Annotated in this window: 30 protein-coding genes; 3 read left to right on the forward strand and 27 right to left on the reverse strand. The window is 35.8% G+C overall.

The features are described from left to right. Positions 1-82: 82 nt before the first annotated feature. Together FC88_RS10545 and miaA are read right to left on the reverse strand one after the other, a co-directional pair. A complete protein-coding gene (locus tag FC88_RS10545) occupies positions 83-1,333 on the reverse strand; it encodes a methionine gamma-lyase family protein (RefSeq protein WP_057815421.1) in 1,251 nt (416 codons plus the stop codon). Position 1,334: 1 nt separating this feature from the next. After that, entirely contained in the window at positions 1,335-2,252 is a 918-nt protein-coding gene (miaA, locus tag FC88_RS10550; protein WP_057815423.1) for a tRNA (adenosine(37)-N6)-dimethylallyltransferase MiaA, read from the reverse strand. A gap of 84 nt (positions 2,253-2,336) precedes the next feature. On the opposite strand from miaA, the gene FC88_RS10555 reads away from it, so the two are divergent. After that, positions 2,337-2,531, forward strand: coding sequence for a DUF3042 family protein (locus FC88_RS10555; protein ID WP_057815425.1), 195 nt, complete (start codon positions 2,337-2,339; stop codon positions 2,529-2,531). 57 nt (positions 2,532-2,588) lie between these two features. Here FC88_RS10555 and FC88_RS10560 read toward each other — a convergent pair whose 3' ends face one another. The 13 genes from FC88_RS10560 to FC88_RS10615 all read right to left on the reverse strand — a co-directional run bounded on the left by FC88_RS10560 (position 2,589) and on the right by FC88_RS10615 (position 14,479). Continuing rightward, positions 2,589-2,987 carry a rhodanese-like domain-containing protein gene (locus FC88_RS10560; protein WP_187323382.1) on the reverse strand — a complete coding sequence of 133 codons (399 nt, stop codon included), beginning with the start codon at positions 2,985-2,987 and terminating at the stop codon, positions 2,589-2,591. A gap of 21 nt (positions 2,988-3,008) precedes the next feature. Then, on the reverse strand, positions 3,009-3,971 hold the full coding sequence (locus FC88_RS10565; protein ID WP_057815429.1) for an ROK family glucokinase: 963 nt from the start codon (positions 3,969-3,971) through the stop codon (positions 3,009-3,011). After that, positions 3,968-4,195, reverse strand: coding sequence for a YqgQ family protein (locus FC88_RS10570; protein WP_083484636.1), 228 nt, complete (start codon positions 4,193-4,195; stop codon positions 3,968-3,970). Before FC88_RS10570 ends, FC88_RS10565 begins: the two co-directional genes overlap by 4 nt. Continuing rightward, a complete protein-coding gene (locus FC88_RS10575; protein WP_057815431.1) occupies positions 4,188-4,865 on the reverse strand; it encodes a rhomboid family intramembrane serine protease in 678 nt (225 codons plus the stop codon). The genes FC88_RS10570 and FC88_RS10575 overlap by 8 nt, the downstream gene beginning before the upstream one ends. Beyond that, the gene (locus tag FC88_RS10580; RefSeq protein ID WP_057815433.1) at positions 4,840-5,418 is read right to left on the reverse strand and encodes a 5-formyltetrahydrofolate cyclo-ligase; all 579 of its coding nucleotides are present in this window, start codon (positions 5,416-5,418) and stop codon (positions 4,840-4,842) included. Before FC88_RS10580 ends, FC88_RS10575 begins: the two co-directional genes overlap by 26 nt. A 50-nt stretch (positions 5,419-5,468) precedes the next feature. After that, positions 5,469-5,618, reverse strand: a complete 150-nt coding sequence (gene rpmG / locus FC88_RS12715) for a 50S ribosomal protein L33 (RefSeq protein WP_010019383.1) — start codon at positions 5,616-5,618, stop codon at positions 5,469-5,471. 88 nt (positions 5,619-5,706) lie between these two features. Beyond that, positions 5,707-7,803: a peptidoglycan D,D-transpeptidase FtsI family protein gene (locus FC88_RS10585; protein ID WP_412030874.1), complete on the reverse strand. Its 2,097-nt coding sequence runs from the start codon at positions 7,801-7,803 to the stop codon at positions 5,707-5,709. A gap of 36 nt (positions 7,804-7,839) precedes the next feature. After that, positions 7,840-8,136 (reverse strand): HesB/YadR/YfhF family protein, encoded by a 297-nt coding sequence (locus FC88_RS10590; protein WP_057815436.1) that lies wholly within the window; start codon positions 8,134-8,136, stop codon positions 7,840-7,842. Between the two features lie 51 nt (positions 8,137-8,187). Beyond that, complete coding sequence (gene greA / locus FC88_RS10595) at positions 8,188-8,664, reverse strand: transcription elongation factor GreA (RefSeq protein ID WP_057815438.1); 477 nt, start codon at positions 8,662-8,664, stop codon at positions 8,188-8,190. A gap of 96 nt (positions 8,665-8,760) precedes the next feature. Further along, complete coding sequence (gene mltG, locus FC88_RS10600; RefSeq protein WP_057815439.1) at positions 8,761-9,909, reverse strand: endolytic transglycosylase MltG; 1,149 nt, start codon at positions 9,907-9,909, stop codon at positions 8,761-8,763. 55 nt (positions 9,910-9,964) lie between these two features. Beyond that, entirely contained in the window at positions 9,965-12,370 is a 2,406-nt protein-coding gene (gene pheT / locus FC88_RS10605) for a phenylalanine--tRNA ligase subunit beta (RefSeq protein ID WP_057815441.1), read from the reverse strand. A gap of 4 nt (positions 12,371-12,374) precedes the next feature. Continuing rightward, positions 12,375-13,421, reverse strand: a complete 1,047-nt coding sequence (gene pheS / locus FC88_RS10610) for a phenylalanine--tRNA ligase subunit alpha (protein WP_057815443.1) — start codon at positions 13,419-13,421, stop codon at positions 12,375-12,377. A gap of 296 nt (positions 13,422-13,717) precedes the next feature. After that, the gene (locus FC88_RS10615; RefSeq protein ID WP_057815445.1) at positions 13,718-14,479 is read right to left on the reverse strand and encodes a TrmH family RNA methyltransferase; all 762 of its coding nucleotides are present in this window, start codon (positions 14,477-14,479) and stop codon (positions 13,718-13,720) included. Between the two features lie 64 nt (positions 14,480-14,543). Between FC88_RS10615 and FC88_RS10620 the strand changes: the two genes are divergently transcribed. After that, on the forward strand, positions 14,544-14,819 hold the full coding sequence (locus tag FC88_RS10620; RefSeq protein WP_057815446.1) for an acylphosphatase: 276 nt from the start codon (positions 14,544-14,546) through the stop codon (positions 14,817-14,819). Between the two features lie 59 nt (positions 14,820-14,878). Beyond that, complete coding sequence (yidC, locus tag FC88_RS10625) at positions 14,879-15,874, forward strand: membrane protein insertase YidC (protein ID WP_057815448.1); 996 nt, start codon at positions 14,879-14,881, stop codon at positions 15,872-15,874. Between the two features lie 63 nt (positions 15,875-15,937). On the opposite strand, the gene FC88_RS10630 is transcribed toward yidC, so the two are convergent. From FC88_RS10630 to FC88_RS10685, 12 genes are all read right to left on the reverse strand, one after another. Continuing rightward, entirely contained in the window at positions 15,938-17,023 is a 1,086-nt protein-coding gene (locus tag FC88_RS10630) for a sensor histidine kinase (RefSeq protein WP_057815450.1), read from the reverse strand. Further along, positions 17,020-17,706 carry a response regulator transcription factor gene (locus tag FC88_RS10635; protein ID WP_010019368.1) on the reverse strand — a complete coding sequence of 229 codons (687 nt, stop codon included), beginning with the start codon at positions 17,704-17,706 and terminating at the stop codon, positions 17,020-17,022. Before FC88_RS10635 ends, FC88_RS10630 begins: the two co-directional genes overlap by 4 nt. A gap of 200 nt (positions 17,707-17,906) precedes the next feature. Further along, a complete protein-coding gene (gndA, locus tag FC88_RS10640) occupies positions 17,907-19,331 on the reverse strand; it encodes an NADP-dependent phosphogluconate dehydrogenase (RefSeq protein WP_057815452.1) in 1,425 nt (474 codons plus the stop codon). Between the two features lie 68 nt (positions 19,332-19,399). After that, positions 19,400-19,957 (reverse strand): YceD family protein, encoded by a 558-nt coding sequence (locus tag FC88_RS10645; RefSeq protein ID WP_057815454.1) that lies wholly within the window; start codon positions 19,955-19,957, stop codon positions 19,400-19,402. Then, the gene (locus FC88_RS10650) at positions 19,957-21,051 is read right to left on the reverse strand and encodes a nucleotidyltransferase family protein (protein ID WP_057815455.1); all 1,095 of its coding nucleotides are present in this window, start codon (positions 21,049-21,051) and stop codon (positions 19,957-19,959) included. Before FC88_RS10650 ends, FC88_RS10645 begins: the two co-directional genes overlap by 1 nt. 8 nt (positions 21,052-21,059) lie before the next feature. Beyond that, positions 21,060-21,791 (reverse strand): class I SAM-dependent DNA methyltransferase, encoded by a 732-nt coding sequence (locus FC88_RS10655; RefSeq protein ID WP_057815457.1) that lies wholly within the window; start codon positions 21,789-21,791, stop codon positions 21,060-21,062. Next, on the reverse strand, positions 21,791-22,147 hold the full coding sequence (rsfS, locus tag FC88_RS10660; protein ID WP_057815459.1) for a ribosome silencing factor: 357 nt from the start codon (positions 22,145-22,147) through the stop codon (positions 21,791-21,793). Before rsfS ends, FC88_RS10655 begins: the two co-directional genes overlap by 1 nt. Position 22,148: 1 nt before the next feature. Beyond that, positions 22,149-22,751: a bis(5'-nucleosyl)-tetraphosphatase (symmetrical) YqeK gene (gene yqeK, locus FC88_RS10665; protein ID WP_057815461.1), complete on the reverse strand. Its 603-nt coding sequence runs from the start codon at positions 22,749-22,751 to the stop codon at positions 22,149-22,151. Further along, a complete protein-coding gene (locus FC88_RS10670) occupies positions 22,744-23,382 on the reverse strand; it encodes a nicotinate-nucleotide adenylyltransferase (protein ID WP_083484637.1) in 639 nt (212 codons plus the stop codon). Before FC88_RS10670 ends, yqeK begins: the two co-directional genes overlap by 8 nt. Before the next feature lie 15 nt (positions 23,383-23,397). Next, a complete protein-coding gene (locus tag FC88_RS10675; RefSeq protein ID WP_057815464.1) occupies positions 23,398-23,712 on the reverse strand; it encodes a YhbY family RNA-binding protein in 315 nt (104 codons plus the stop codon). Between the two features lie 10 nt (positions 23,713-23,722). Continuing rightward, positions 23,723-24,835 (reverse strand): ribosome biogenesis GTPase YqeH, encoded by a 1,113-nt coding sequence (yqeH, locus tag FC88_RS10680; RefSeq protein WP_057815465.1) that lies wholly within the window; start codon positions 24,833-24,835, stop codon positions 23,723-23,725. Next, positions 24,822-25,349 (reverse strand): YqeG family HAD IIIA-type phosphatase, encoded by a 528-nt coding sequence (locus FC88_RS10685; protein ID WP_057815467.1) that lies wholly within the window; start codon positions 25,347-25,349, stop codon positions 24,822-24,824. Before FC88_RS10685 ends, yqeH begins: the two co-directional genes overlap by 14 nt. Positions 25,350-25,358 lie beyond the last annotated feature (9 nt).

A 25,358-nucleotide genomic window follows, 5' to 3' on the forward strand; every position in this document is an offset into this window, starting at 1 on the left:
CAAATTTGCTTTGCTATGGAGGACGGAATATTACTACTAACCTAACTTAAGAAAGAACCAATATAGTCGAGACTTGATATTTTTAGAAGAATAATTCTTTACAAGCATTACTAATTGCAATTTTTACGTGTTCATAAGTCAAACCACCTTGAATATAAATAATATAAGGTGATCTCATAGGTCCATCGGCCGAAAATTCAATACTGGCACCAGAAACAAAGGTTCCTGCGGCCATAACGACTTTATCTTCATAACCCGACATAGCACTAGGCTCTGGGGAAACATTTGAATCTATTGGTGAAAATTGTTGAACAAGTTTAGCAAACCGAACCATTTTATCAGGGTCATTGAATTCAATTGTTTGAATCAAGTCAGTTCGAGCTTCATTCCATTTAGGAGAAACATTTAATCCGAGCTTTTCAAAAATGGCTGCTTCAAAAATAGCTCCTTTAATGGCATTGCCTGTTACTCGTGGTGCTAAGAAAAATCCTTGAAACATTTCCGCTTGACGATCGATCGTAGCACCTTCTGAGGCACCAATTCCAGGAGCCGTCAAACGATAACTAGCTAATTCGACTAAATTTTTCTTACCAACGATGTATCCACCAACTTTTGCTAAGCCACCACCGGCATTTTTGATCAAAGAGCCAGCCATCAAATCAGCCCCCACTTCAGTTGGTTCAATCGTTTCCGAAAATTCACCATAACAGTTATCAACAAAAATTATGGCTTCGCTGACAGTCTTGACTTGTTTAATGATCTCTGCAATCTCTTTTACTGTCAAACTCTTACGGGTTGAATAGCCACGTGATCTTTGAATTGCAATAACTTTAGGATTTTGTTCTTTTATTTTTTGTTTCATCAAATCAAAATCAACTTTGTCTCCATTCATTTTGACTGAATCGAATCCAATTTGATACTCGATTAAAGAGCCACGCTTATTACCGGCAATTCCAATTACTTCTTGCATCGTATCATAAGGCTCGCCTGTTACGTATAAGAGATTGTCTCCTGGACGCAAAATTCCAAACAATGCTGTTGCCAACGTATGCGTGCCTGAAACAAATTGTGGACGAACCAAAGCGGCTTCAGTCTTGAAAACATCAGCATAAACTGCCTCTAATTGGTCACGTCCACGGTCATCATCCCCATAACCAGTCGTTCCTAACAGACTACTTTCATCAATATTTTCTTCTCGAAAAGCAGTTAAGACTTTATTTTGATTATCTAAAACTTGCTCATCTATTTCAGCTAATCTTGGTGCAATTTGTTGATCAACTTCTTCAATAGTTTCTTTTAGTTGCTCTGGAAATGTCGCGTTCCATTTAGTCATTTTACTCCTCCATAAATTTAGCAATATTATTTTCAATTACTGCTTGATAATTAATGTCATCACTAGTATTATACCAATCTACATCCATCTGATTACGGAAATACGTAAATTGACGTTTAGCAAAATGACGTGAATTTTTTTTGATTTCAGACAAACATTTCTCTAAATCCTCTGTACCATCAAAATAGGGATATAACTCCTTGTAGCCAATTCCTTTGCTAGCTTGGGGGAATTCATCACGATGGTCATAAACGTGCTTAGCTTCGTCAATTAGGCCATTTTCAGCCATTTTATCGACTCTCCTATTGATTCGGTCATATAATCTTTGACGATCATCTGTTAATCCGATTAAATAAAAATCTGCCCACTTATTACCATTGTTTTGTTCAGTGATCGATTGTCCGGTTGTTTTCATCACTTCGATTGCTCTGATCAGACGACGTGAATTATCAATATCGATTTTTTCAAAAGCCTTAGGATCAATTTTTTGTAACATCTCCTGCAACTGATCAATACCACCAGCTTGTTCAATTTTCATCAATCTTTGACGCAACTTGGGATCACTATCTGATTTTCCACCTAAATTTAAGTTGTTAACCAAAGAACTCAAGTAAAAACCTGTTCCTCCAACGACTAATGGCAATTTTTTATCATTAGCTAAGCTGGTAATAATTTGGCGAGCCTTTTGTTGGAAATCTTTGACCGTATATCGTTCATCAGCATCACAAATATTCACTAAATGATGGGGAACAGCTTGTAATTCTTCAGGAGTGTCCTTAGCTGTTCCAATATCTAACTTTCGATAAATCTGCATCGAATCTCCAGAAATAATCTCTCCATTGAACTTTTGAGCCAGTTTTAACCCTAAAGCACTCTTACCAACGGCAGTTGGTCCTACTATTGCAACTACTTTTATCAAAAAATTACCTCTCTTAGACAGTCTTTTATAGATATTTTAAAGGAAATACGCCATAATGAGAATTAAAGACAGGAGGAATATATTATGGCAAAAAATCAAAAACACTTACGTTTTGTTAAAGGCTTCTTTGTTGGTTCACTAACAACAGCTACAGCAGTTTACGGAGCATTGCATGCTTTCAAGAAGAAGGTTATCGAACCAGAAAACCAAGAAAATGAACGCATCGAAGCTAACCGCAGACGTGCTAACCGTAAGAGCTTACAAGCCCACCAAGGTTAATTTCAAAAATATTATACTAAAAAATGCTGTGTCAGATTTTTTCTGCACAGCATTTTTTTATATTTTAGTGGTCTTCTTTGTCTTTCCTTCCCAATCAGAGAAACGGTCTTCTAACCATTTAACGTCGGTAAAACCCCACTTCTTTTGCATTTTAAGAGCTGCTCGAACACACATATTCTTGTTATCCCCGTATAGATAAACAGGAAGATCAGGTCTTAATTCACCTTCATTGTACTTTAATTGCGTAAATGGAAGGTTTCTAGCACCCAAGATATGTTTGGCATCAAAAGCATTTTTTTCTCTTAAATCAACGATTTGAGCTTTTCTCATCGTTTCCTCAAAGGTTTTCTGGTCAATTGCGCCATGCATCTGTCTACCCTTAAACCAAAAATAGAGCCATGAACCAACCCAATAAACCAAAAAACCGATTACAATAACATATAAAACGGCATTCAAAACTTGCATTAATACAAACTCCTAATCAACTTTAATCAATGAAGCAGCACCGATAACCCCAGCACCATTACCAAGACTAGCTAGTCTTAGTTCAGTTGAATCCTTGATTGTTGCAAATTCATTTTTACGCATAGCTTTGTCAACTTTGTTTAGCAAGAAATCACCAGCAGCTGAAACACCACCACCGATAACAACAAACTTAGGATTCAAGGTATTAGCAATGTTACCTAGAACAAATCCAAGTGAGTCACAAACATAATCGACAACCATCATAGCCAAGTCGTCATCCTTTTTGGCTAGATCGAATACGTCCTTAGCAGAAATATCTTGACCATCATCAAGCATAGCCTTTAATTTTGAATTTCCAGCATATTCTGAAGCACGGTCTCTAGCAACACGTACAATACCAGTAGCTGAAGCGATTGTTTCTAGACAACCTCTCTTACCACAAGTACACATGAAACCATTAGGATCAACTGTTACGTGACCAATTTCACCAGCAGCACCATTTTGTCCTTGAATCAACTTACCATTAGCGATGATACCACCACCAACACCAGTCCCAAGAGTTACAAAGACAACATCGTCAGCATTGTTACCAGCACCTTGCCATCTTTCACCAAGAGCAGCAACGTTAGCATCATTTTCAATAACGACTGGTAGACCAGTTCCCTTTTCGATATCACGAACTGGATAAACTTCATTAGTCCAGTTAAGGTTAAAAGCACCTTTGATTGTGCCCTTTTCATGATTGATTGTACCAGGTGAACCTAATCCGATACCGTCGAATTGGTCAACGCTCATATCATACATCTTAATATGATGATTAATTGAATCAATAATGTCAGGAATAATCAATTGTCCATCAGATAGAATATTTGTTTCAATACTCCATTTTTGTTGAATCTCACCTTTATCAGTAAGAATAGCAAATTTAATTGTTGTACCACCAAGGTCAACACCGATTAACTTTTTGTCTGTCACTTTGATCTGTCCTTTTCTTCTTCTTTTCTATGCTCCCGTTTTAAGACCAATTGAGCACTTATAAAAGTCTTTTTGTCGATCAATCCATCTTCGTACAAACGTTTTACTTCAATAAACATTAGTTCAATGTCCCACAATCTTTTACCGAGGTGAACAAAGGTACCAAAGCGCTTGAGTAACTGTTGTACATCATAGAGGGTTGTAAAGCTCATCTTATTATCCATAAACGATCATACCCTTTGCATACATATAATAAGAAATCAAACCAACAACTACTATTGCTAAAATCCGAAAAATCATCTTTGGACGAGAAATGTTAGGTAATCCCAAAGCATATCCCAACAGTAGTCCACCAACTGCACCACCGAGATGTCCCCAAATATCAATTCCGGACATAGTCAGATCCATCAATAAATTAATAACGATCAAACCTAGAAAACTCTTCCCTAATTCAGTCAAAAAACGATTTTCACGATAAATTACAGCCAACGATAAGAATGCGGCGAACATTCCAAACAATGACGTACTAGCTCCCGCTGAGATAGCATTATTAGCCCCGAAAGCGAAACTAGCTAAATTTCCCATAATTCCACTCAGCATATAAACTATCAAAAATCTCCAATGGCCGATCATCGGTTCAAGTATTTGACCGACATATAATAGTGTAAACCCATTCATCAGAATATGGAAGATACCAATGTGTAAAAATATTGGTGTTATTAAGCGCCACCACTGACCTTCCTGTACCAAATAATTAGTTTTAGCTCCAAAATGAATCAAAGTTAAAAGATTTCGTGAACCGCCACTGATTGTTTCTAGTAAGAAAACTCCAATAGTTATCGCTAATAAAGACCAAGTTACGTAGGCGTTAGCGCGCCGATTGATTATCTGCATTTTGTTCATCCTTTGCAACGATGATCTTGTCGATTTGTTTATCGAGTACATAAACTGGCCAAAGTGGTTCTGAATAGTACTGGCTAGTTAAAGCTAAGGAGATAGTCTTCGTTGGAAATTTAGCCAGGTATCTATCAAAAGTACCTGAACCAAATCCCAGACGATTCTTATCTTGGGCGTAAGCTAATCCAGGAACAATCAAAAGATCAGGTGGGTTCATGACATTATTTTCATAATCCTTAGGTTCTCTAACTCCAAAAGCCGACTCAACTAATTCAGTATCTTGAGTATAATTAATAAAAGACATTGAATAGTCAGAAAAAGTCTTTGGAATATAAACTTCTTTTCCCATCTCAAAACATTGATTGATAATTGGAAAAGTTGGTATCTCATCGTTAGTGCTCATTGTGATTCCAACTGAAGATGCATTTTGAAAATCTAAATCATTAAATAATTGAAAATAAAGATTGTTGATTTCTTTTTGAGCCTTATCGGACTTCATAAAATCGCTCACAAGATCAATTTGTTTTTTTCTGAAACTTACTTTATCCAACTAATGATCACTCCTTAGAAAAAAAAACAACAGGGATTTTAACCTGTTGTTTATTTTGTTTCACGATGCAATGTAACAGTACGTTCGCGTGGACAATATTTCTTAAGTTCAAGACGATCGGGATTGTTACGTTTGCTCTTGCTTGTTAGATATGTACGTTCATGGCATGAAGTACATTCCATTGTTATATTAACTCTCATCTTTGGAACATCCTTTCATAAATACTTAACTAAATTCAACTAATTAAATATATCATTTTTTCGGGTATATTAAAAGGTTAAATTCAGATTATTTCTGACCCGTCATTTTATAATAGTCGGTATAAATCTGTTTTGCAAGCAATTGAGGATAGCTACCACTTTCACTAGTTAAATTAGGAAAGACAATTGCCATTGCAATGTTTGGATCATCATAAGGTCCAAAACTGACCAAACTAGTAGTAATAGTTTCTGGTGGATCAGAAGAAGGATTATCTGGGTTGTAGTAGAACGACTGAGCAGTACCAGTCTTAGCGGCTACAGCTGGCGAAAGGTCTTTTAGACGTGTAGCAGTTGTCCAATAACCACTACCGTGTACAGCTGCGTACATACCCTTTCTAACAACGTTCAATTCATCTTGAGTTACCCCTACCTTATTCAAAACAGAAGGCTTAGTAACTGAGGTCAACGCACCCTTAGTACCATCGTCTTTAGTCTTTTGAATCGATTGAACGACATAAGGTTTCAAACGATAACCACCATTGGCAATTGTTGAAATATATTGAGCCATTTCAATCAAAGTATAAGCATCATAGTTACCATAAGATAAATCCAGTGCAGAACCGGTCTTCAATGAACCATTGCTATTATGAGTAGTACCTTCAATACCAGTTGTTTCACCAGAAATATCAATTCCAGTTTTAACACCTAAACCGAATTGGTTAAAGTAACCACGCAACTTATCAAAAATATCATCATCCATATGAATATAACTATTTGGCGTATATTTAGCATTAGCTTCCTTCATTGCCAAATTCATCATATAAATATTTGACGAGAATTGTAGAGCTTGAATAGCACTCAAACTACTGAAAGTTCCCGCTGGATAAACAGACTTCTTAACTGGCGTTCCGGGTAGATAGATTGGATCATCAGCTTGAGTATTGTTACTTGGAGAAATAACCCCATCCATCATCGCACCTAAAACAGTAGCCCCTTTGACAGCAGACCCCATAACGAAAGTACGGTTGATAACACCTAATGCATCTTCAGATGTTTTACCAGTTTGTGGATTATTATGAATCCCAGCCATCGCTAAAATAGCACCAGTCTTTGGATTCATCGCTACTACATATGCACCATCAGAATATTGTGTTATTCCGGCAGATTGAGCAGCACTGTATTGCTCTTCTAGAGCAGCTTGAACCTTCTTTTGGAACTTAGAATCAATTGTTAAATTAAGATTACCACCCTTTTGACCTTTGTATAAGGTAGTACTCTTCTTAATTTGATTATTGGAACCAACTTGAACTTGCTTTTGACTCTTAGTACCAGAAAGAATCGATTCATAGCTCTTTTCCAAATAACTAGTACCAACACGGTCATTTCGAGAATAACCACTGGCCAGCATTGTATTCAATTCATCATCAGGAATACCTTGCTTTTCGGTTGATACGCCACCGATAATACTTGCGATTGATTTACCTTGTGGATAATCACGTTCCCAATTACTACCGATACTTACACCTGGCAATTCCGTCAAATGCTCACTTACTTGCGCAATTTCTTTTGCACTTAAATTTTTATCTTTTAAAAACACCGTTGAAAGTGAATAAGCAGAACTCATAGTTTTGAACAATGAGGCACGTTGCATGTCTTTATCGTTCAAGTGAATACCTTGTTTTTCAACATACTTAACTTCGTTAGCATAAATCTTATTAGTAGACAAAGCATCCCCGTTACTATCAACTCGATAAGATTTTGGCATCTGCTTAATAACTTGTTTCGATTTATTCGGAGCCGCCAAAATATAATCAGCCTTATCACGACTAGTTAAATCAGTAGGTTCAACGCTCATATATTTAGTTAATCTGTTAACGATCGTATAAATATCAGACGAACTAACGCTACCACTCTTTGTATAAGTGATGGCATTGTGCGTTGAATTACCAACCAAAAGTCTACCTTTTGAATCATAGATCATTCCACGTGGTACACTGCCAGTCATTACTGTCTTATCTGTTCGGTCAACTTCAGCTTCAAATTTGCCACCATAAACGATCTGCAAATAAGCAAGTTGGGCAACCAACATAGCAAATAGCACAAAGACAATAAAAAAAAGCAGGTTTAGACGAAATGGAATAGTAGACTTCGCTTGACTACCTGTTCTTTTCTTTATTATATCCAGTATTCTTCTCATATTCATCCTTCAAAAAACGAACGATTATTCATTCGATTTAAAAATATACTTAGGTCCGTCGAGATCTGAATCATAATCTACTAACAAATCATATCTGGCAAAAAACCACGTATCACTATCAGTAATGTAATAAACCACACCATCGACTACAGTACTGGCTACAGGATCAACTGGTTTTTCTTTACGCATAGCAATTGAAAAACCATCGTGAACCATAGTCTTTCCATAGACCTTACCATAAAAATGTACACCATCACCGGGTACTAAGTCCAACTCTTCTTCAAACCATTTGATTGCTTCATCTGTTAGTTTAATTTCCATTATGCCCACCTCAATTTTTTTCTAAGATAAACATATCAGAAAACGTCTTCATTAGGCAACTTCAACGGCTTTTACTGTAACTTCATAACTACCGACAGGTGTTTCAACAGTAACTAAATCACCTGTATGCTTGCCTAATAGAGCCTTGGCAATTGGTGAGTCATTTGAAATCTTACCATTGTCTGGGTCCGATTCAGCAGCACCAACGATTGTATAAACGTCAGGTTCTTCACCATCTTCTTGTACGGTAACTTTCTTACCAATTGAAACCTCATCATGAGCTACATCATCGGCATCGACAACATTAGCGTATTGAAGCATCTCAATAATTTGAGAAATTCTCGATTCAACCACACTTTGTTCATCTTTGGCTGATGTGTATTCTGAGTTTTCTGAAAGGTCACCGAAACTTCTAGCAATCTTAATACGATTGATAACTTCTGGACGTTTAACCTTCTTTAAATTTTCTAATTCTTCTTCCAGCTTCTTCTTACCTTCAGCTGTCATAGGATAACTTCTATCTGCCATTTTTATATCTTCCTTTTTAAAATTATTATTGTGATAATTTCAAAATGTCATCTAATCTGTAATGACTAGATGACATTTATTATCTGTAATTATACATTATTGATTAAGAGCTGCACTCTTTTTCTCATGTTCTGCTAATGTATGTGAATAATATACCTTACCAGTCTTCAAGTCTGCAACAAAGTATAAGTAGTTTTCATCCCTATCACTAGGATTCAAAGTAGCTTCAATTGCTTGCACACTTGGTGTATTGAATGGTCCTGGTCCATAACCTGCATTCTTATACAAGTTATACGGAGAATCAACCTTAACATCTTTATTAGTCAAATGAGTCTTGTGAGTATTCAAAGCATACATGACTGAGATATCTGATTGGATCGGCATATCAATAGCGATACGGTTAAAGAATACACCAGAAATCTTCTTACGATCCTTTTCAGTAACACCTTCACGCTCGATCAATGATGCTAAAGTAAGAACTTGTTGAACCGTTAAGCCCTTTTCTTTAATAGTTTCAAAGTAAGGCTTCATGATCTCATTGTCTTTTTCGACCATTTGATTAACTAATTCTTTTAGAGTTTCACCTTTGTAAAGGCCATAAGTAGCTGGGAACAAATAACCTTCTAGATGATATCTAACATTCTTTTTAGCCATCGATGAATCCAACAATTGAGGATACTTCTTTTGAAGTTGCTTCAAGTAAGATTCATCCTTCATCAACTTCAAGAAATCTTTTTTCTTAAACTTAGTTGATTTTTGAATCTGATCACCAATTTGGTCAATTGTAACACCTTCACGTACTAAAACAGTATTTGAAGCCGTTCCAGTTGGTTCAGCACTACCACCCTTTTGCAATTGTTTGACAACATGGTTCATGTCCATCGATTGTTTAAAAGTGTAATATCCCGCTTGAAAATCAGTATAGTTTTGAGCTTTAACGTAGAAATTAAAGACTGTTGCACTCTTGATAACTTTATCTTTTTCAAGAGTCTTAGCAATTTCTTTACTAGAAGAACCTATTGGGATTTTAACAACAATATCTTCTTTACTGTTTGCATTATATGGTTGTAATGAACTATTTACATAATTAAAGCCAATGATAGCAACGACAACTGCCAAAACCGCAATCACGCCGACGATCCAATACGCAATATGATTGGCAACGGAACGTTCTTCAGCGCGAGTTTTGATTTTGTCATCTGACTCTTGCTTCAATGCTTCTTTTTTTTCATCCTTTTGGCTCAAGACACAGCCTCCCGAGTTAATTTATTAGAATTATACCATTAGTTCGGTAATAATTTTATCTAATTTCCACATTAAATTTTTGAACTAGACTGTCCTTGACTAAAGTAAAGGCTTTTTCTACTTCTTCATCAGTCAAGGTATCATTAGGATTCAAGAACACTAAATGATAACCGAGTGATTTATGATTTGGCTTGATATTTTTACCTTCGTAAACATCAAAGATCTTAACATCTTTCAAATATTTGCCACCATTACTAAAGATATCAGCAATAATTTGGCCATTTTCAATATCCTTTTCTACTAAAATAGCTAAATCACGGCTAATTTCTGGATATTTAGGTGCACTAGTTGCTTTAACATTTCTAGTATTCAAGTCAAATAAGGCATCGATATTCAATTCAAAAACAAATGTGTCATTGACATTATGTGCTTTTTGATAATTTGGATGCAACTTACCAATAATACCAACCATTTGACCGTTAGCTAAAATCTTAGCTGTTTGTCCAGGGTGAAGATTGTCATAATCTGCTGTTGCTTCAAACGAAAATTGCGCATCTGCATTAACATATGTCAATAATTCTTCAACGATTCCCTTTACGTAATAAAAGTCTACTGGTTTAGCATCACTGTTCCAAGCATCCTCAATGACATTACCACTGATGGCACCAGAAATAAATGGTAATTCTTTTGGACGATCATTTCCAGTCACTCGGTCAAAAACACGAGCTTGTTCAAATAATTGTAAATCATCATTTTTTCTAGCTTGGTTGTAAGCTACATCTCTAACCAATCCCGGAATCAAACTATTACGCAAATATTCATGGTCTTCAGTCATTGGGTGAAGCAATTTAGTATATTCGGAGTTTAAAATATTAAAATCGTCTACTTCTTGTTTATTCAACAATGAATAATTAATAACTTCGTCCAAACCGCTAGCTAACAATGCATCACGTAATTTATTGCTCAATTCACGTTTAGCACTATACCCACCGCGTGTTTCCATTCCAGCAGGCAACGTATTAGGCAAATTCTCATAACCATAGATTCGATTTACTTCTTCAACTAAATCAGCTTCAATTTCCATATCCCAACGACGTGTAGGAATTGTAATAGTTACTGCATCACCTGACAACTCACTGGTGAAGCCTAAACGATCAAAGATTTGAAGAATTTCATCGCTAGAAAGTTGTAGTCCCATCAAATGGTTAATATGTTTGATACTACCTTTGATAACAGTTGGTTGAGCTTTGGTATAGTTACCGATAATTTCTTTCGAAATTTCTTTGGCATCACTTGCTTGGTCGATCAATTGTGTAGCACGGACTAAGGCTTCACTGACGATTCCATTATCAACGCCTTTTTCAAAACGATTGGAAGCATCATCACGTAAGTCATGTCTTTGAGCAGCTTTTCTTACACGGGCACCGTCAAAAACTCCAGCTTCTACCAAAACGTTAGTTGTATTTTCATCAACAGCAGCTTTAGTTCCGTTGATGATACCTGCTAAGCCTAAAACTTCATCGCCAGATGTAATTACCAAGTCATTGTGGTTAAGAGACTTGTCAGTTTCTGCCAATATCAATTTATCGCCATCATGAGCTAATTTAACCGTCAAATTCTTTTGAGGCAACTTATCCAAATCATAAACTTGTACTGGTTGGCCGTATTCGATCATTACGTAATTTGCTGCATCGACCACACTATTGACTGGTTTAATGTTTTGGTTCCAAAGTCTTCTTTGCATCCAAAGTGGACTCTTAGCAACTTTTATTCCCTTCAATTCACGCAACAAATAATCAGGAACTAAATCTTTTTCTTCAACTGTTGCAGTCACATCAGTTAAGTCTTTTAATTTATCTTGATTCAATTCAGGTTTAGTAAATTTAGGTTTTTCATCGTAAGTTGCGCCAATTTCCCAAGCAGCTCCACGCATACCTAGAGTATCGGCACGGTTAGGAGTGATATCGATATCGACCATTTCATCTTTTAGACCTAATAAATCATAAACCTCTTGACCAGGTGTTTGTGGTTCATCGAAAACATAGATACCATTTTCAAATTCTTTTGGCATGTATTGTGCAGGAACACCAACTTCATCAAGTCCACAGATCATACCATTAGATTCTTGTCCACGAAGCTTACCACGTTTGATACGAACACCATTTGGCAGATGAGCACCATGTAAAGCTACAATAACGTATTGATCTTCTGCAACGTTAGGAGCTCCACAGACAATTTGAATTTCTTCTTTTTCACCAACATCGACTTGGCAAAGTTTTAAGTGGTCTGAATCTGGATGCGGTGTCACGCTAGTAATATGACCAACGACTAAATCAGTCAATTCTTCACCTAGTTTTACTGGACCAGATTCGATACCAGTTAGAGAAACTTTATTAGCAATTTCTTCAACTGTGTGATCGACTGGAATGTATTCTTTTAGCCAATTAACAGAAATTTTCATTATCTTAATTTACTCCTTTGAATTGTTCTAGGAATCTAACATCGTTGAGGTAGAAATCACGAATGTCGTTAACTCCGTATTTAAGCATTGCAAAACGTTCTGGTCCAAGTCCAAAGGCCATTCCACTGTATTCGTTTGGATCAATGCCTGACATCTTCAAAACATTAGGGTGTGTAAGACCAGCGCCTAAAACTTCGATCCAACCAGTATATTTACAAATGCGACAACCAGTACCACCACAATTGAAGCAAGAAACATCAACTTCAACGGATGGTTCAGTAAATGGGAAGTAGCTGGGACGGAAACGAATCTCACGATCAGGACCAAAGACGTGACGACATAATGCATCAAGTGTTCCCTTTAAGTCTGCCATAGAAATATTTTTATCAACGACTAGACCTTCGATTTGGTGGAATTGATGTGAGTGAGTAGCATCATCATCATCACGACGGTAAACGACACCCGGTGAGATCATCTTCAAAGGACCTTTAGTAAAGTCATGAGCTTCCATGTCACGACCTTCTTGGGCAGAAGTTTGAGTTCTCATCAACAATTCATCTGATAGATAGAAAGTATCTTGCATATCACGAGCTGGGTGATTTTTAGGGATATTTAATCTTTCAAAGTTATAATGATCTTCTTCGACTTCATAACCACCAGCAACTTCGTAACCTAAACCAATAAAGAATTGTTCAATATCTTCGATTGTTTGATTCAAAATATGTTTAGTACCTTGATTGTTCTTTGTAGCTGGTAGAGTGACGTCAATAGTTTCTTCTTCAAGCTTCTTTGCAACTAATTTTTGATTAAGCTCTTCCATTTTTTCTTCAATAGCTGCTTGAATATCTTTTTTAACATTATTAGCTAAAGTTCCAATTTCTGGACGTTGTTCAGCTGGAATATCTTTCATACCACGCAAGGCTTTAGTAATTGGGCCCTTTTTACCTAATAAGTTAACTCTTAAATCATTTAATTCTTGAAGCTTTTGTGCGCGTTTAGCTTCGTCGATACCATTTTCTCTTAAATTCTTTAACGTATCATTTAATGACATTTTCTTCCTCCTTGGTGATAAAACTGTTTCTAAAATTCTTTTACCTACATAAAAAAATCCCCATCCCAAATAAGGGACGAGGACTCGCGGTACCACCCTAGTTCATGTTAAACATGCACTCAAGTAGTTATAAAGTAACTAACTAAAAACTCAGAAAGTGAATTCACTGTTTTATCTATCGAGCCTATCTCAGTTAACGGCTTTTCCTGTTATAAACGCCACAGTTACTATTTTTCGTCAAAGTTTAAATATTATTTATACAGATGATTATACAAAAATTAAAAAGTTTCGCAAGTTTATAACGTTTGCATACCGTACATTAAAACACCAGCTGCAACCGCCACGTTAAGGGATTCAGCTTTCCCAAGGATTGGAATATAAATATTTTCGTCAGTAGCATTTAAAACATTTTGACTGACACCATGGGCTTCGTTACCCATGATCAAAGCAAATTGATCTTGTTTTTCTAATTGTGTATAAGGTTTAGCTTGAGCATTTACTTCTGATCCATAAATAGTCAACCCAGATTTCTTAGCCAAATTGATGGCCTTGTCAATATCCATGCGATAAATTGGCAAGTGGAATTGACTACCTTGCATAGAACGTTGGACCTTTGGTTGATAAAAGTCAGCGGTATCCATACTTGTGATTACACCACTATATCCTGCTGCATCAGCTGTTCTAATGATTGTTCCAACATTGCCTGGATCTTGAACGTCATCCATCATGACCCATTTACCAGAGAACTCAGTTAAGTCATCGCTATTTTGAACTTTGATAACTGCAAAGATTCCTTGTGGAGTTTTTGTTTCAGATAAATCCTTGGCTACATCTTCAGAGATCGTTACGGCAATATCATGATACTTTTTAACGAGACGATCTTCTTGGTACTTTTCTGTTACTAATAATTTAACAAATTCTTGTTCGTATTGATTGGCTTCTCTAACTAAGTGAAAACCTTCAATTACGTATGTTCCAGTTTTACGTATATTTTTAGTCGCTGATAATTTTTTTAGTTGTTTAATTTCATCATTTTTTTTCGATTCGATATACTTCATATAATCCATCCCTCTTGTTCTATAATATAGATATTAACACATTCAAAGATTTGAGGTGATACGTGTGAAACATCTTTCCATTAATGTTGACGGTCTCGTTCAAGGCGTAGGATTTCGTTATTCGACTTTTCAAGTAGCTCAAGAACTCGGTGTCAACGGAACTGTCCAAAATGAAATTGATGGATCTGTCTCAATTGAGGCTGAAGCAGATCAAAAAGTACTTTATATTTTTTTAAATCGTGTTAAATCTTCGCCTTCACCCTTTGGAAAAGTTACCAAAATGGACTATACTTTTTCTGACGACTTACAACATTACACAAAATTCACTGTGATTGGTTGAAACGTCAAATGAGTTAACGTATATTACTCTGTATACGATTAAAAGGGTGGTTTATTTAAGTGAATAAAAAATACGTCAAATATTTATCAGTGCTGTCTTTAGTTTTAGTGCTGACACTAGTTTTGACGGGGTGTGCGCAAGGTACAACTAACCTTCACGCTCCAACTAGTGGGCCATATGGTTTCATCTACAAATGGCTAGGGATTCCGTTCCAAAATTTGATTATGAAGACCGCAGAAGCAGTCGGTGGTACAAATGCCTACGCTTGGGGAATCATGATCATCTCTTTTGTAGTTCGTTTGATTTTAGTTCCTTTATCATTGAATCAACAATATAAATCAACAACTCAACAAGAAAAAATGCGTGCTGTTCAACCACAATTGAAATTGATCCAAGAAGCACAAAAGAAGGCTAAGGGTCCTGATGCTCAACAAAAGATCAGTAGCTTGATGATGCAAGTTTATAAAGCTAACAACTTGAGTTTAACTGGTGGCATGGGTTGTTTACCACTATTGCTACAAATGCCTATCTTGATTGGTATTTATCAAGCTGTACAATATTCTAAAAATATTGGTACAGCTACCTTCCTTTCAATTCCATTAGGTAAGCCAAGTATAGTAATTGCCATTGTTGCTACCTTGTTCTACTTAGTTCAAGGTTGGATGTCACTTCAAATCGTTCCTAAAGAACAAAGAAAACAAATGCAGACTATGTTGTTGATGAGTCCAATGATGACTTTCTTCATTTCCATGATTTCAACAGCAGCCCTTGCACTTTACTTTTTAGTTGGTGGTGTCGTTATTGTTATTCAACAACTCATTACTAACTACGTGGTTACTCCTAAGATCAGAAAGAAGACTGATGAAGAGTTAGCTAAGAATCCGGTTAAAGTCGTTGTAACAAAAGAAATGCTAGACGAAATGCTTCAAGCAGATGGAGCAGGTACAACAAGTGGTACAACTGCTAATACTTCTAAACAAAAAGCCGAAACTAACGAAATGCACAAAAACATTCGTGAATTAAATAAAGGCAAACAAAATCGCAATAAGAAATAAAAAAATAAGTAAAACTCATTTTGTAGAGTTTTACTTATTTTTTTGTCTCTAGATAAAAAACATCTATTTTTCGCTTTCTTTTTCAGTCTGTTCTTCTTCAGATTTAACTTGCACCAATGGCAATTCAATCTTAAAGACAGTTCCAGAACCGACAACACTTTCAACCTCTAAGCTGCCATGATAGATCTCAATCAAACGTTTAGCGATAGAAAGCCCTAAACCGTTTCCTCCACGTTTTCTAGAGCGAGCCTTATCAACTCTATAAAATCGATTAAAAATGCGTTTCAGGTCGTTTTTAGCGATTCCTAGGCCATAATCTTGAACTACCACCTCTAACAAAGCTGAGTTTGTCGAAGCAGCAAAATTAATTTCTTTACGATCTGCTGAATACTTGAAAGCATTATCTAGCAAAATTACCAATACTTGCTCCAAGTGATTACGATAAATCTTAACTGTACTACCCTCACGGATATCGTCATCGAAATTGATCACAAAATCTGGATGCAACATCTTGAAGTCATTAGTTACTTGCGTAAACAAAGGCTTAACTTCAGTCGTCTGTTCCAAATATGCACTGTCGATCTGTTCAACACGTGTAAGATCTAGCATCTCTTGAATCAAGGATTGCATACGTTTTAATTCTTGCAAAGAAGAATTGATTGAATCATTTAATACTTCAGGATCATCTTTACCCCAGCGTTGCAGCATGCTCAAATGGCCTTCCAAAACAGCTACTGGCGTTCTTAATTCGTGTGAGACATCTTCAACGAATTCCTTTTGCTGATTGGTATAGGCTTGCATGCGGTCGAGCATCTTGTTGATGTTAACTGTTAGGTCATAAATCTCATCATTTCGTTTGCGCAATTTAATTCGAGAATCTGAATCTGGTTTCTTATTCAAGTCATCGATTGTTTTATTAATCTTCTTTAAATCGTTTAAAACCAAAGTAACGGCGTAAAATGACAAAACAATTCCCAAAAGAAAAACTACCACTCCACCAATAACTAGTTTCAGAGTGAAGTTATTGATTTCATTGATTGAGGCAACGCTTTGAACAGTCCTCATCGCTAAAATACTGACAAAAATATATGCTAGTAAAATTACAATGGAGATTAAAGCAGTCCACTTAAATCTAATCGAAATTCTCATCGACGCATCACGTACCCTTTGCCACGGACAGTAGAGATGTAACTGGGAGCACCGAGGCGGTCGATTTTGTTACGAAGGTATTTGATATAAACATCCACAACATTAGTTTCAGTTGATGAACCTGTTCCCCAAACACGTTCTAATAAGTCATCACGACTTAAGACCGTGCCGACGTTTTCCATCAGAGCGCTCAACAAATCGTATTCACGGCGAGTCAAGTCGATCACTTCACCATTACGCTTCAATGTTTGCGTTGTCTTATCGATTACCAAGTTTTTATATTTAAGCACTTGATCATTATTTCTTGTTACATCGATATCTAAATCAATTCGTCGTAACAATGCCCGAATGCGAGCTAGTAATTCTTCAATTGCAAATGGCTTGACGATATAATCATCAGCCCCGTGATCTAATCCTGATACACGGTCAATGATTGAATCGCGTGCCGTCATCATGATAATTGGTGTGTTCTTTTCTTGACGAATACGACGGCAAACTTCGATACCATTCAACTCAGGAAGCATCAAATCTAAAAGGATCAAGTCCCAATCCTCAGATAAAGCTGCATCCAGTCCGGTTCTACCATCACGTTCAACAGTTACTTCGTAATTCTCATGTTGAAGTTCGAGTTGAACGAATTTTGCCATATTCTCTTCGTCTTCAATAACAAGTATTTTAGCCATACGTATCTCCTATACATAAAATATTAAATTATCTTTAATTATAGCTTAATCATTAAATAAAATGTGTCATGCTTTTGGCAATGCATTAATGATTTTAACATATAGCAAAAATTAAAAGAAGACAAGCTTTTATTTTTATTTTTTTTAAAGCATTAAAAAAGAGGCGATTTCTCGCCCCAATTTTAAATTTCAACTTAAAATTATTGCTCTTCGTACCAAGTATAGTGGAATGTACCTGGTTTGTCATTTCTTTCATAAGTATGAGCACCAAAGTAATCTCTTTGGGCTTGAATCATATTAGCTGGCAATGTTTCTGAACGATATTGATCGTAATATGAAATAGCAGCCATGAAGCCTGAAACAGGAACCCCTGCTTGAACAGCAAAGCTAACAACGTCACGAACATCTGATTGATATTCTTTAACGATACCCTTGAAGTAATCGTTTAATAACAAGTTGTCTAGTTTTGGATCTTCATCATATGCATCTGTAATCTTTTGTAAGAATTGAGCACGGATGATACAACCAGCACGCCAGATTTGAGCAATTTTACCGTAGTTAAGATCCCAGTCATAGTGATCTGAAGCGGCCTTCATTTGAGCAAATCCTTGAGCGTAACTAATGATCTTACTGAAGTACAAAGCCTTACGGATCTTGGCAACTAAGTCATCAACATCTTTAACAACTGGTTTTGTTTCAGGAGCAGGTAAGACCTTGCTTGCCTTAACACGTTCGTCTTTATATGCAGAAACATAACGTGAGTAAACTGATTCAGTGATCAATGATTGTGGAACACCTAGTTCAAGAGCACTTTGTGAACTCCACTTACCAGTACCCTTGTTACCAGCTTTATCCATAATCTTATTAACGATGTAATCGTTAGTACCTTCGTCGTCTTTTCTAGTTAAGATTTGTGAAGTAATGTCGATCAAGTAACTTGAAAGTTCACCCTTGTTCCAGTCTTGGAATACTTCGGCAATCTTTTCAACGTCATTGTTAAACAAGTGCTTCAATAAGTTGTAACTTTCAGCGATAAGTTCCATATCACCATATTCGATACCATTGTGAACCATCTTGACATAGTGACCTGCACCATTTGGTCCGATGTATGTAACACAAGGTGCACCATCTTCGTCAGCTTTAGCAGAGATTTGTTCCAAAATAGGAGCAACTAAGTCATAAGCTTCCTTTTGGCCACCTGGCATCAATGAAGGACCATGCAAGGCACCAAGTTCACCACCGGAAACACCCATACCGATGAAGTTGATTCCTGATTTGTCCAAACGTGCATTACGTTCCATAGTATCTTCGAAGAATGTATTACCACCATCGATCAAAACGTCACCCTTGTCCAACAAAGGTAATAGTTGCTTGATGACAGCATCAGTACCAGCACCAGCTTTGACCATCATCATAATACGACGTGGTTTTTCTAGTGAGTCAACGAAATCCTCAATTGTATAACTTGGTACCAATTTCTTGTCGGGATGTTCTTCAACAACTGCTTTAGTCTTTGAACCTGTACGATTGTAAATTGCTACTTCATATCCACGACTTTCAATGTTTAGGGCAAGATTCTTACCCATAACAGCCATACCGATAACACCAATTTGTGGTTTTGCCATTATAATAACTACCTCCGATTTTTGTTCTCATACTTATAGTAACAAAAAAATAAAAAAGGAGTATATAATTACTCCTTATCATCATTATTATTAAATAAATTTTTTAATTTGGCAAATTCTGGGTTAACATGTTCTTCTTCTTTTTGACTATTAAAGTCATCTTCAGAAATAACCTCCCAATTTTTACCTGAAGGCATAATATTTTCTTCTTCTTCCTTCTTAGTTAAAACTTTTGAAGGAATGCTCAACAAAATATTATCGATGACTGATTCATAAACGTTAATAGTTGGATTTTCATCATCCACGGGTATAACAACGTTGTATTGTTCCAATTCTTCCTCATCGGCCACACTGTCAACGTTGTAAGCTTCATTAACTCGAACATCAACCGGTAATTCTACTGGTAACAAACTGCGAGTTGAAGGAACAGTCAATGTAGTCTTGATTTTTACATCAGAAATAACTAACCCATTGTCATTGAATAATTGACCTTTGACCAAAACTTTGTCAGCATCCAAAACATCTTTTGAACGTGTAGTTAATTCTTTAGTTAAATCGAGTTCTTCCTCAAATTCAAACGGTTTGTCTTTATAACGACGAACGTCTTGAACATCCCAATTTAGCATTAATTTACCCCTTTCATATAAGGCATTTTTCCAAAATCTTGTGCTTTTTTACTCTGGAGCTGAAATATTTGATCAGCTCTGATTTCTAATTCTAAAGTTTGAGCTTCTTTTTTGCCAACTTTAGCAATTAAATTCAGTTCTTTTTTGTGTTCGTTTAAATATTTACGACCATTTTCATTAAATCCTAATACTCGTAAATAAGGATTTTTATAAATATTATCAATTTCCGTTGGTTTTACATTCAACAACGTATAAATCATCAAACGTCTCAAGCGAGCTCTTGTATAACGTTTTGACTTTACTCGATCCAAGAAGTCTTCAAAATTATCACTATTCACAACTTCTTTTTTCAATTTATATTCTAGTCCTTCGACCATTTGATAGATTGAATGAAGTTCTGAAACATCGGAATTTATGATTTGATACCGCAAATATGGATAAAAATTATCCCAAGTATAAGTTTGATTTTTATTTATCATTTGATTGGTTAAATCAGGAACCTCTGAATCTATTGATAATCCTGAATTCACATCAGTTCTAACCTTAGTGGCACTGAAATCACCTTTTCTCAAGATCGTCTGAAAATTAATTGAGTAGTGATATTTTTCTATTTGTTGGACGTAATTCAAACCTAGCATTTGATTAGGTAAATTGGTGATATCAATTCCTAGGCTTTGATAATACGACGTTAAATTAGTGGCAGAATTTTGTTGGTAGTCTTGTTCAAATTGATCATCTACTGTCAGTAATCTTTGAGCAACTTTACTAAAATCAAATTCTCGTTCAGTTCCAAAGATTAAGGTATCGATTTCCAACAAATTCAATAACTTCATTGCACCTTTTGCAAATAATTCTGCCGGTTGGACAGCAAAAGCCAGTGGCAATTCAATAACTAGATCAACGCCTAAATCGATAGCTAGTTTTGCTCGATCCCACTTATCTAAAACAGCAAAATCACCCCGCTGAACAAAATTGCCTGACATCACGGCAATCAAGACATCAGGGTGATATTTTTGTTTGATCGTATCGATGAAAATTTTATGACCATTGTGAAACGGATTAAACTCGGCCACTACACCATAAATTTTTGTCATAAAAACCTCTATTTTTCGGCGGCAAAGAACCAACGAGTTGAATCATCTTTAACCTCTGAAGTACCGAATTCGGCACTGACTGAGACCTTTTTGAAGCCGATATCTTTTAAGATAGCTACAAATGTTTCAATCGGATAAGTTCTTTCTTTATGCAATTCAGTATTAACTGAATAACCTTTGATTTTCTCATCCCAATTAAAGAACGTTAACTCATGTTCAATACTGTGGGGATACTCACCTTCAAAACTGTTCCACATAAAAGCAGAGTCTTCAGTCCGATGGTTGAACATGTATCCAGGAAAGACTTCATCCATTTGATAAAGTGAATGTGCATCGAATAAGTATTTGCCGCCATCATTTAAGTGTTGTAAAGCTTGATTAAAAGCAATTGCTAATTCGTCTTCATCCTGTAGGTAACAAATCGAATCATCAAAACAAGTGATGACATCATACTTGTCAAAATCATATAGATCCATCATATTACTAGGAATAAATGGAATTTTTTTGTTAGCCTTTTGAGCTTTTTGTTCAGCGATTTTTAGCATTTGCTCTGATAAATCAGTTCCAGTAACTTGAAATTTATCAGCTAATAAAATTGTTAAATCACCAGTTCCGCAAGCCACATCTAATAATTTTTTATTATCGCCTGCAATTTGCTTTTCAACATATTGAGCCCACTTGCTATACAACGAATCATCCATTAATTCACTATAAACGCTGGCAAAAGAATTGTAGATCATTATTCAGTTACCAAGCCAGAAATATCAACTTCTGGAGCATCTGACCAAAGTTTTTCTAGATTGTAGAAATCACGCTTTTCAGATGTGAAGACGTGAATAACAACATCATGCAAGTCGATTAAAACCCATTCAGAGTTACGATTTCCTTCAACGTGTCCAACTTCGATATCATTTTCACCTGCTTTGTCCAAAACAGATTGCACGATAGCATCAACTTGACGTTGTGAACTAGCATCCATGATCACAAAGTAATCAGCCATAATACTTACTTCGCTGATATTTAGAACTTTGATATCATTAGCGTGCTTTTCATCAGCTGCCTTTACGGCAATTTCCATCATTTTTTTTGAATCCAAATTATAACTCTCCTTTTTTGATCCAGTAGTTGTAACTAACAAAAGTTGCTGGATAAATTTCTTTATTTGTATCAACTAAATGTTGAATCGAATGTTTTAATTCAAAAGTTACGGCACTATCGAGGGATTTTTCAGCATACTTTCTTGCTTCATCGATACCAGGAAAATCTCGACCTGGTTCAATAAAATCACCTACGAAAACAGCTTTGTCTACCTGTGTCATATTCGTAGAACCAACAGTATGTCTTCTAATAGCATTTAAAACATCTTCATCATAAATACCCAGCTCATCCTTAATAATCTCAGCACCGACGATTCCGTGCCAAATAGCATTATTAGCATGCAACAATTCTGGGTCTAATTGTTTCTTATTAATTTCAGTAATGAATTCTTCATCGTTTCGTTCTTTAGCGTAGTCATGCAACAATCCAGCTAAACCAGCACGATCTACATCACCACCAAATTCAGCAGCTAAAGCACGAGAAGTTTTTTCAACCCGCAAACAATGATTATAACGAAAATCACTCAAGGTGTCTTTCATTCTGTCCAAAATGTCTGCTCGCTTTAAACCACTTTTGATGCCTTCGTAATTAAATTCACTCACGATAAAGCCTCCTATCTTTGATATACCAAGCTACATCATCAGGAACTAAGTATTTGATCGATTGCCCCTGTTTGACTTTTTCTCTAATCATACTCGAACTAATTTCTAGTTCTGGAGTATTTACCCAAAGTATAGGGTACTTTGATTTTTTCTCAAAGCCTTTTCGACAAACTCCAACAAAATGTACCATTTGAATCAATTCATCAATATGAGACCATTTTGGCAAGTTTTCAACCATATCTCCACCTATTATAAAGTAATACTCTGTATTAGGATTTAAGTCTTTGAGCATCTTGATAGTTTCATAAGTATAACTGATGCCACCCCGACGAATATCAGTTAAATCCAGATCAAAATGCATATTATCACGAATGGCCAATTTGATCATTTCAATCCGATCATCACTTTTAATATCAGGGATGGTTTTTTTGACTCCACGATGAGGAGGGACTTTATCAGGTAAAAACAAAACTTTATCTAAGCACAATTGTTCATAAACTTGTTCAGCTATTACCAAATGTCCTAAATGAATTGGATTAAAAGTCCCACCTAGAATCCCAACGTGTCGTTTTGGTAAATTACTATGAAATTCTAATTTTTCTTTAGTTAATAATTGTTTTTGAGTATTCATAATTAGTCACTTAAATTACATTTTCTCTAATTCAATTGAATATTTACGATTCTTAATTTTTGAAGCTTTCTTATAAAATACCATCTTTGAACCAATGGTTTGAATGTGAACAATTTCAGGGTCAACTTCATTTAAAGCTTCGATCAAATCTTGAGGTTCAACCATGGTATTTTGAAGCAAAGAAACTTTGATAAGTTCATTTTTTTCAATCAACATTTCCAATTGTTTAAGTAAGTTTTCAGTAATACCATCACGGCCTACTTGAATAACCGGTTTCATCGTTGCTGCTTGGCTTCTTAAATAACGATTCTTTTTTCCTTTAATTATCATTAAATTCTCCTTAAATTATCGCGTTACGGATCGATACATGAACACCGTTTGGAACATAGGCTTTGAACTTCGTACCAGCAGGAATTGTGACCCAACCTAAACCATAAATCACGATATCTGATTTTTCATGTGCTGAAAAAATCTGACTCTTGAATTTAGGAAATTCTTTGATATCAGTTGGTGGTGTCAAAATATCACCGAGATGTTTTTCATAAAATTCATCGGCATTAACTGTCTTTGTTCTATGCAATGGCAAACCTTGATTGACGTAGAAAGTTACGTTAGTTCTTTCATTTAGAAAATCTAAACGAGCTAATCCAGCCACAAAAATAGTTTGTCCATCGCGTAGTTGGAACGTTGCCGGACGCAACGGCTTTTTAGGTGTTACTGTCTTTAGATCTTTAGCATTCAAAAAGTGAGCTAATTGATAACGATGAATAATTCCTGGTGTATCAACTAATGAATGACCATCGTCTAAAGGAATATCGATACGATCTAAGGTTGTCCCTGGGAATCTAGAAGTCGTGATCAAATCTTTGATATCAGAATTAGCACTGATGATACGATTGATCAAAGTTGACTTACCAGTATTAGTAGTTCCAACTACGTAAACATCTTTTCCATCACGATATTTTTCGATCATGTCCATCAACTTATCAACGTTAGTACCTTTGACAGCTGAAACCATGATTTGGTCAACTGACTTGATTCCATTTTCTTTACTCTTTTGTTGCAACCAATTCAAAAGACGATTTTGATTAACTGAAGCTGGTAGTAAGTCGACTTTATTACCAACCATCAAAATCTTTTTATCGCCAACGAAACGTTGCAATCCAGGAATCACACTACCTTCGTAATCGAAAATATCGACTACATTAACTACTAAGGCATCTTTTTGAGAAATTGAGTCCAACAACTTCAAAAAGTCGTCATCAGAAACATCAACATCAGTGATCTCGTTGTAGTTACGAAGTCTGAAACATCTCTTGCAGAGTAATTCCTTTGAATCATCTTCAGTATATTTTTTCAAAGTAGAAGCTTGAACAAAACCTGGTTTATCTTTATCTTCTGTTTGAAGTTTTGCACCACAACCTATGCAGTACAATTCATTATCTTCTGTCATTTAATGAATCCTTCCAATATAAATTCTTATCACGTTTTTGCATTGCTTTTAAGATAGGACGTTCAAAAAATCTATTAATACGAGTCTTCTTGGCATCTGTTTGGACTAAGGGTTTGACTAGGACGGTCTTTAAGTTAGCCATGTTGCCTGCTAAAACATCAGTCATTACTTGATCACCAACGAATAAAACGTTTTTAGGATCGATGTTTTCTTCTTTGATATGTTTCATGATTACGAAGGGCAAAGGTTTCACCGCACGGGCTACGATACTAACTGGTAAATCTTTAACAGCTTTTTCCACACGTTCATAACTATTATTAGAAACAATCATTACTTCAATATTATTTTGGGCCATTTGATTCAGCCATTTACGCAATGATAAATCATACTCGTTGCTATTCCATGGCAAAAGTGTATTGTCCAAATCTGTCATAATCTTAGTAATATGTAGTTCTTGAAGATCTTCTACAGTCAAATCAGTAATTTTATCGAGCATAATATAGGGTTTAAACATAATTTAATC

The sequence above is a fragment of the Companilactobacillus futsaii JCM 17355 genome (assembly GCF_001435505.1).
Lineage (GTDB): Bacteria > Bacillota > Bacilli > Lactobacillales > Lactobacillaceae > Companilactobacillus > Companilactobacillus futsaii.

What these genes read in the sequence shown, in the direction of transcription:
- FC88_RS10545 (WP_057815421.1), bottom strand. Translation starts at nt 1,333, where the DNA reads ATGACTAAATGGAACGCGACATTTCCAGAGCAACTAAAAGAAACTATT.
- FC88_RS10555 (WP_057815425.1), top strand. Translation starts at nt 2,337, where the DNA reads ATGGCAAAAAATCAAAAACACTTACGTTTTGTTAAAGGCTTCTTTGTT.
- FC88_RS10570 (WP_083484636.1), bottom strand. Translation starts at nt 4,195, where the DNA reads ATGGATAATAAGATGAGCTTTACAACCCTCTATGATGTACAACAGTTA.
- FC88_RS10575 (WP_057815431.1), bottom strand. Translation starts at nt 4,865, where the DNA reads ATGCAGATAATCAATCGGCGCGCTAACGCCTACGTAACTTGGTCTTTA.
- rpmG (WP_010019383.1), bottom strand. Translation starts at nt 5,618, where the DNA reads ATGAGAGTTAATATAACAATGGAATGTACTTCATGCCATGAACGTACA.
- FC88_RS10590 (WP_057815436.1), bottom strand. Translation starts at nt 8,136, where the DNA reads ATGGAAATTAAACTAACAGATGAAGCAATCAAATGGTTTGAAGAAGAG.
- greA (WP_057815438.1), bottom strand. Translation starts at nt 8,664, where the DNA reads ATGGCAGATAGAAGTTATCCTATGACAGCTGAAGGTAAGAAGAAGCTG.
- pheT (WP_057815441.1), bottom strand. Translation starts at nt 12,370, where the DNA reads ATGAAAATTTCTGTTAATTGGCTAAAAGAATACATTCCAGTCGATCAC.
- pheS (WP_057815443.1), bottom strand. Translation starts at nt 13,421, where the DNA reads ATGTCATTAAATGATACGTTAAAGAATTTAAGAGAAAATGGTATCGAC.
- FC88_RS10615 (WP_057815445.1), bottom strand. Translation starts at nt 14,479, where the DNA reads ATGAAGTATATCGAATCGAAAAAAAATGATGAAATTAAACAACTAAAA.
- FC88_RS10630 (WP_057815450.1), bottom strand. Translation starts at nt 17,023, where the DNA reads ATGAGAATTTCGATTAGATTTAAGTGGACTGCTTTAATCTCCATTGTA.
- FC88_RS10635 (WP_010019368.1), bottom strand. Translation starts at nt 17,706, where the DNA reads ATGGCTAAAATACTTGTTATTGAAGACGAAGAGAATATGGCAAAATTC.
- gndA (WP_057815452.1), bottom strand. Translation starts at nt 19,331, where the DNA reads ATGGCAAAACCACAAATTGGTGTTATCGGTATGGCTGTTATGGGTAAG.
- FC88_RS10645 (WP_057815454.1), bottom strand. Translation starts at nt 19,957, where the DNA reads ATGCTAAATTGGGATGTTCAAGACGTTCGTCGTTATAAAGACAAACCG.
- FC88_RS10650 (WP_057815455.1), bottom strand. Translation starts at nt 21,051, where the DNA reads ATGACAAAAATTTATGGTGTAGTGGCCGAGTTTAATCCGTTTCACAAT.
- FC88_RS10655 (WP_057815457.1), bottom strand. Translation starts at nt 21,791, where the DNA reads ATGATCTACAATTCTTTTGCCAGCGTTTATAGTGAATTAATGGATGAT.
- FC88_RS10670 (WP_083484637.1), bottom strand. Translation starts at nt 23,382, where the DNA reads ATGAATACTCAAAAACAATTATTAACTAAAGAAAAATTAGAATTTCAT.
- FC88_RS10675 (WP_057815464.1), bottom strand. Translation starts at nt 23,712, where the DNA reads ATGATAATTAAAGGAAAAAAGAATCGTTATTTAAGAAGCCAAGCAGCA.
- yqeH (WP_057815465.1), bottom strand. Translation starts at nt 24,835, where the DNA reads ATGACAGAAGATAATGAATTGTACTGCATAGGTTGTGGTGCAAAACTT.
- FC88_RS10685 (WP_057815467.1), bottom strand. Translation starts at nt 25,349, where the DNA reads ATGTTTAAACCCTATATTATGCTCGATAAAATTACTGATTTGACTGTA.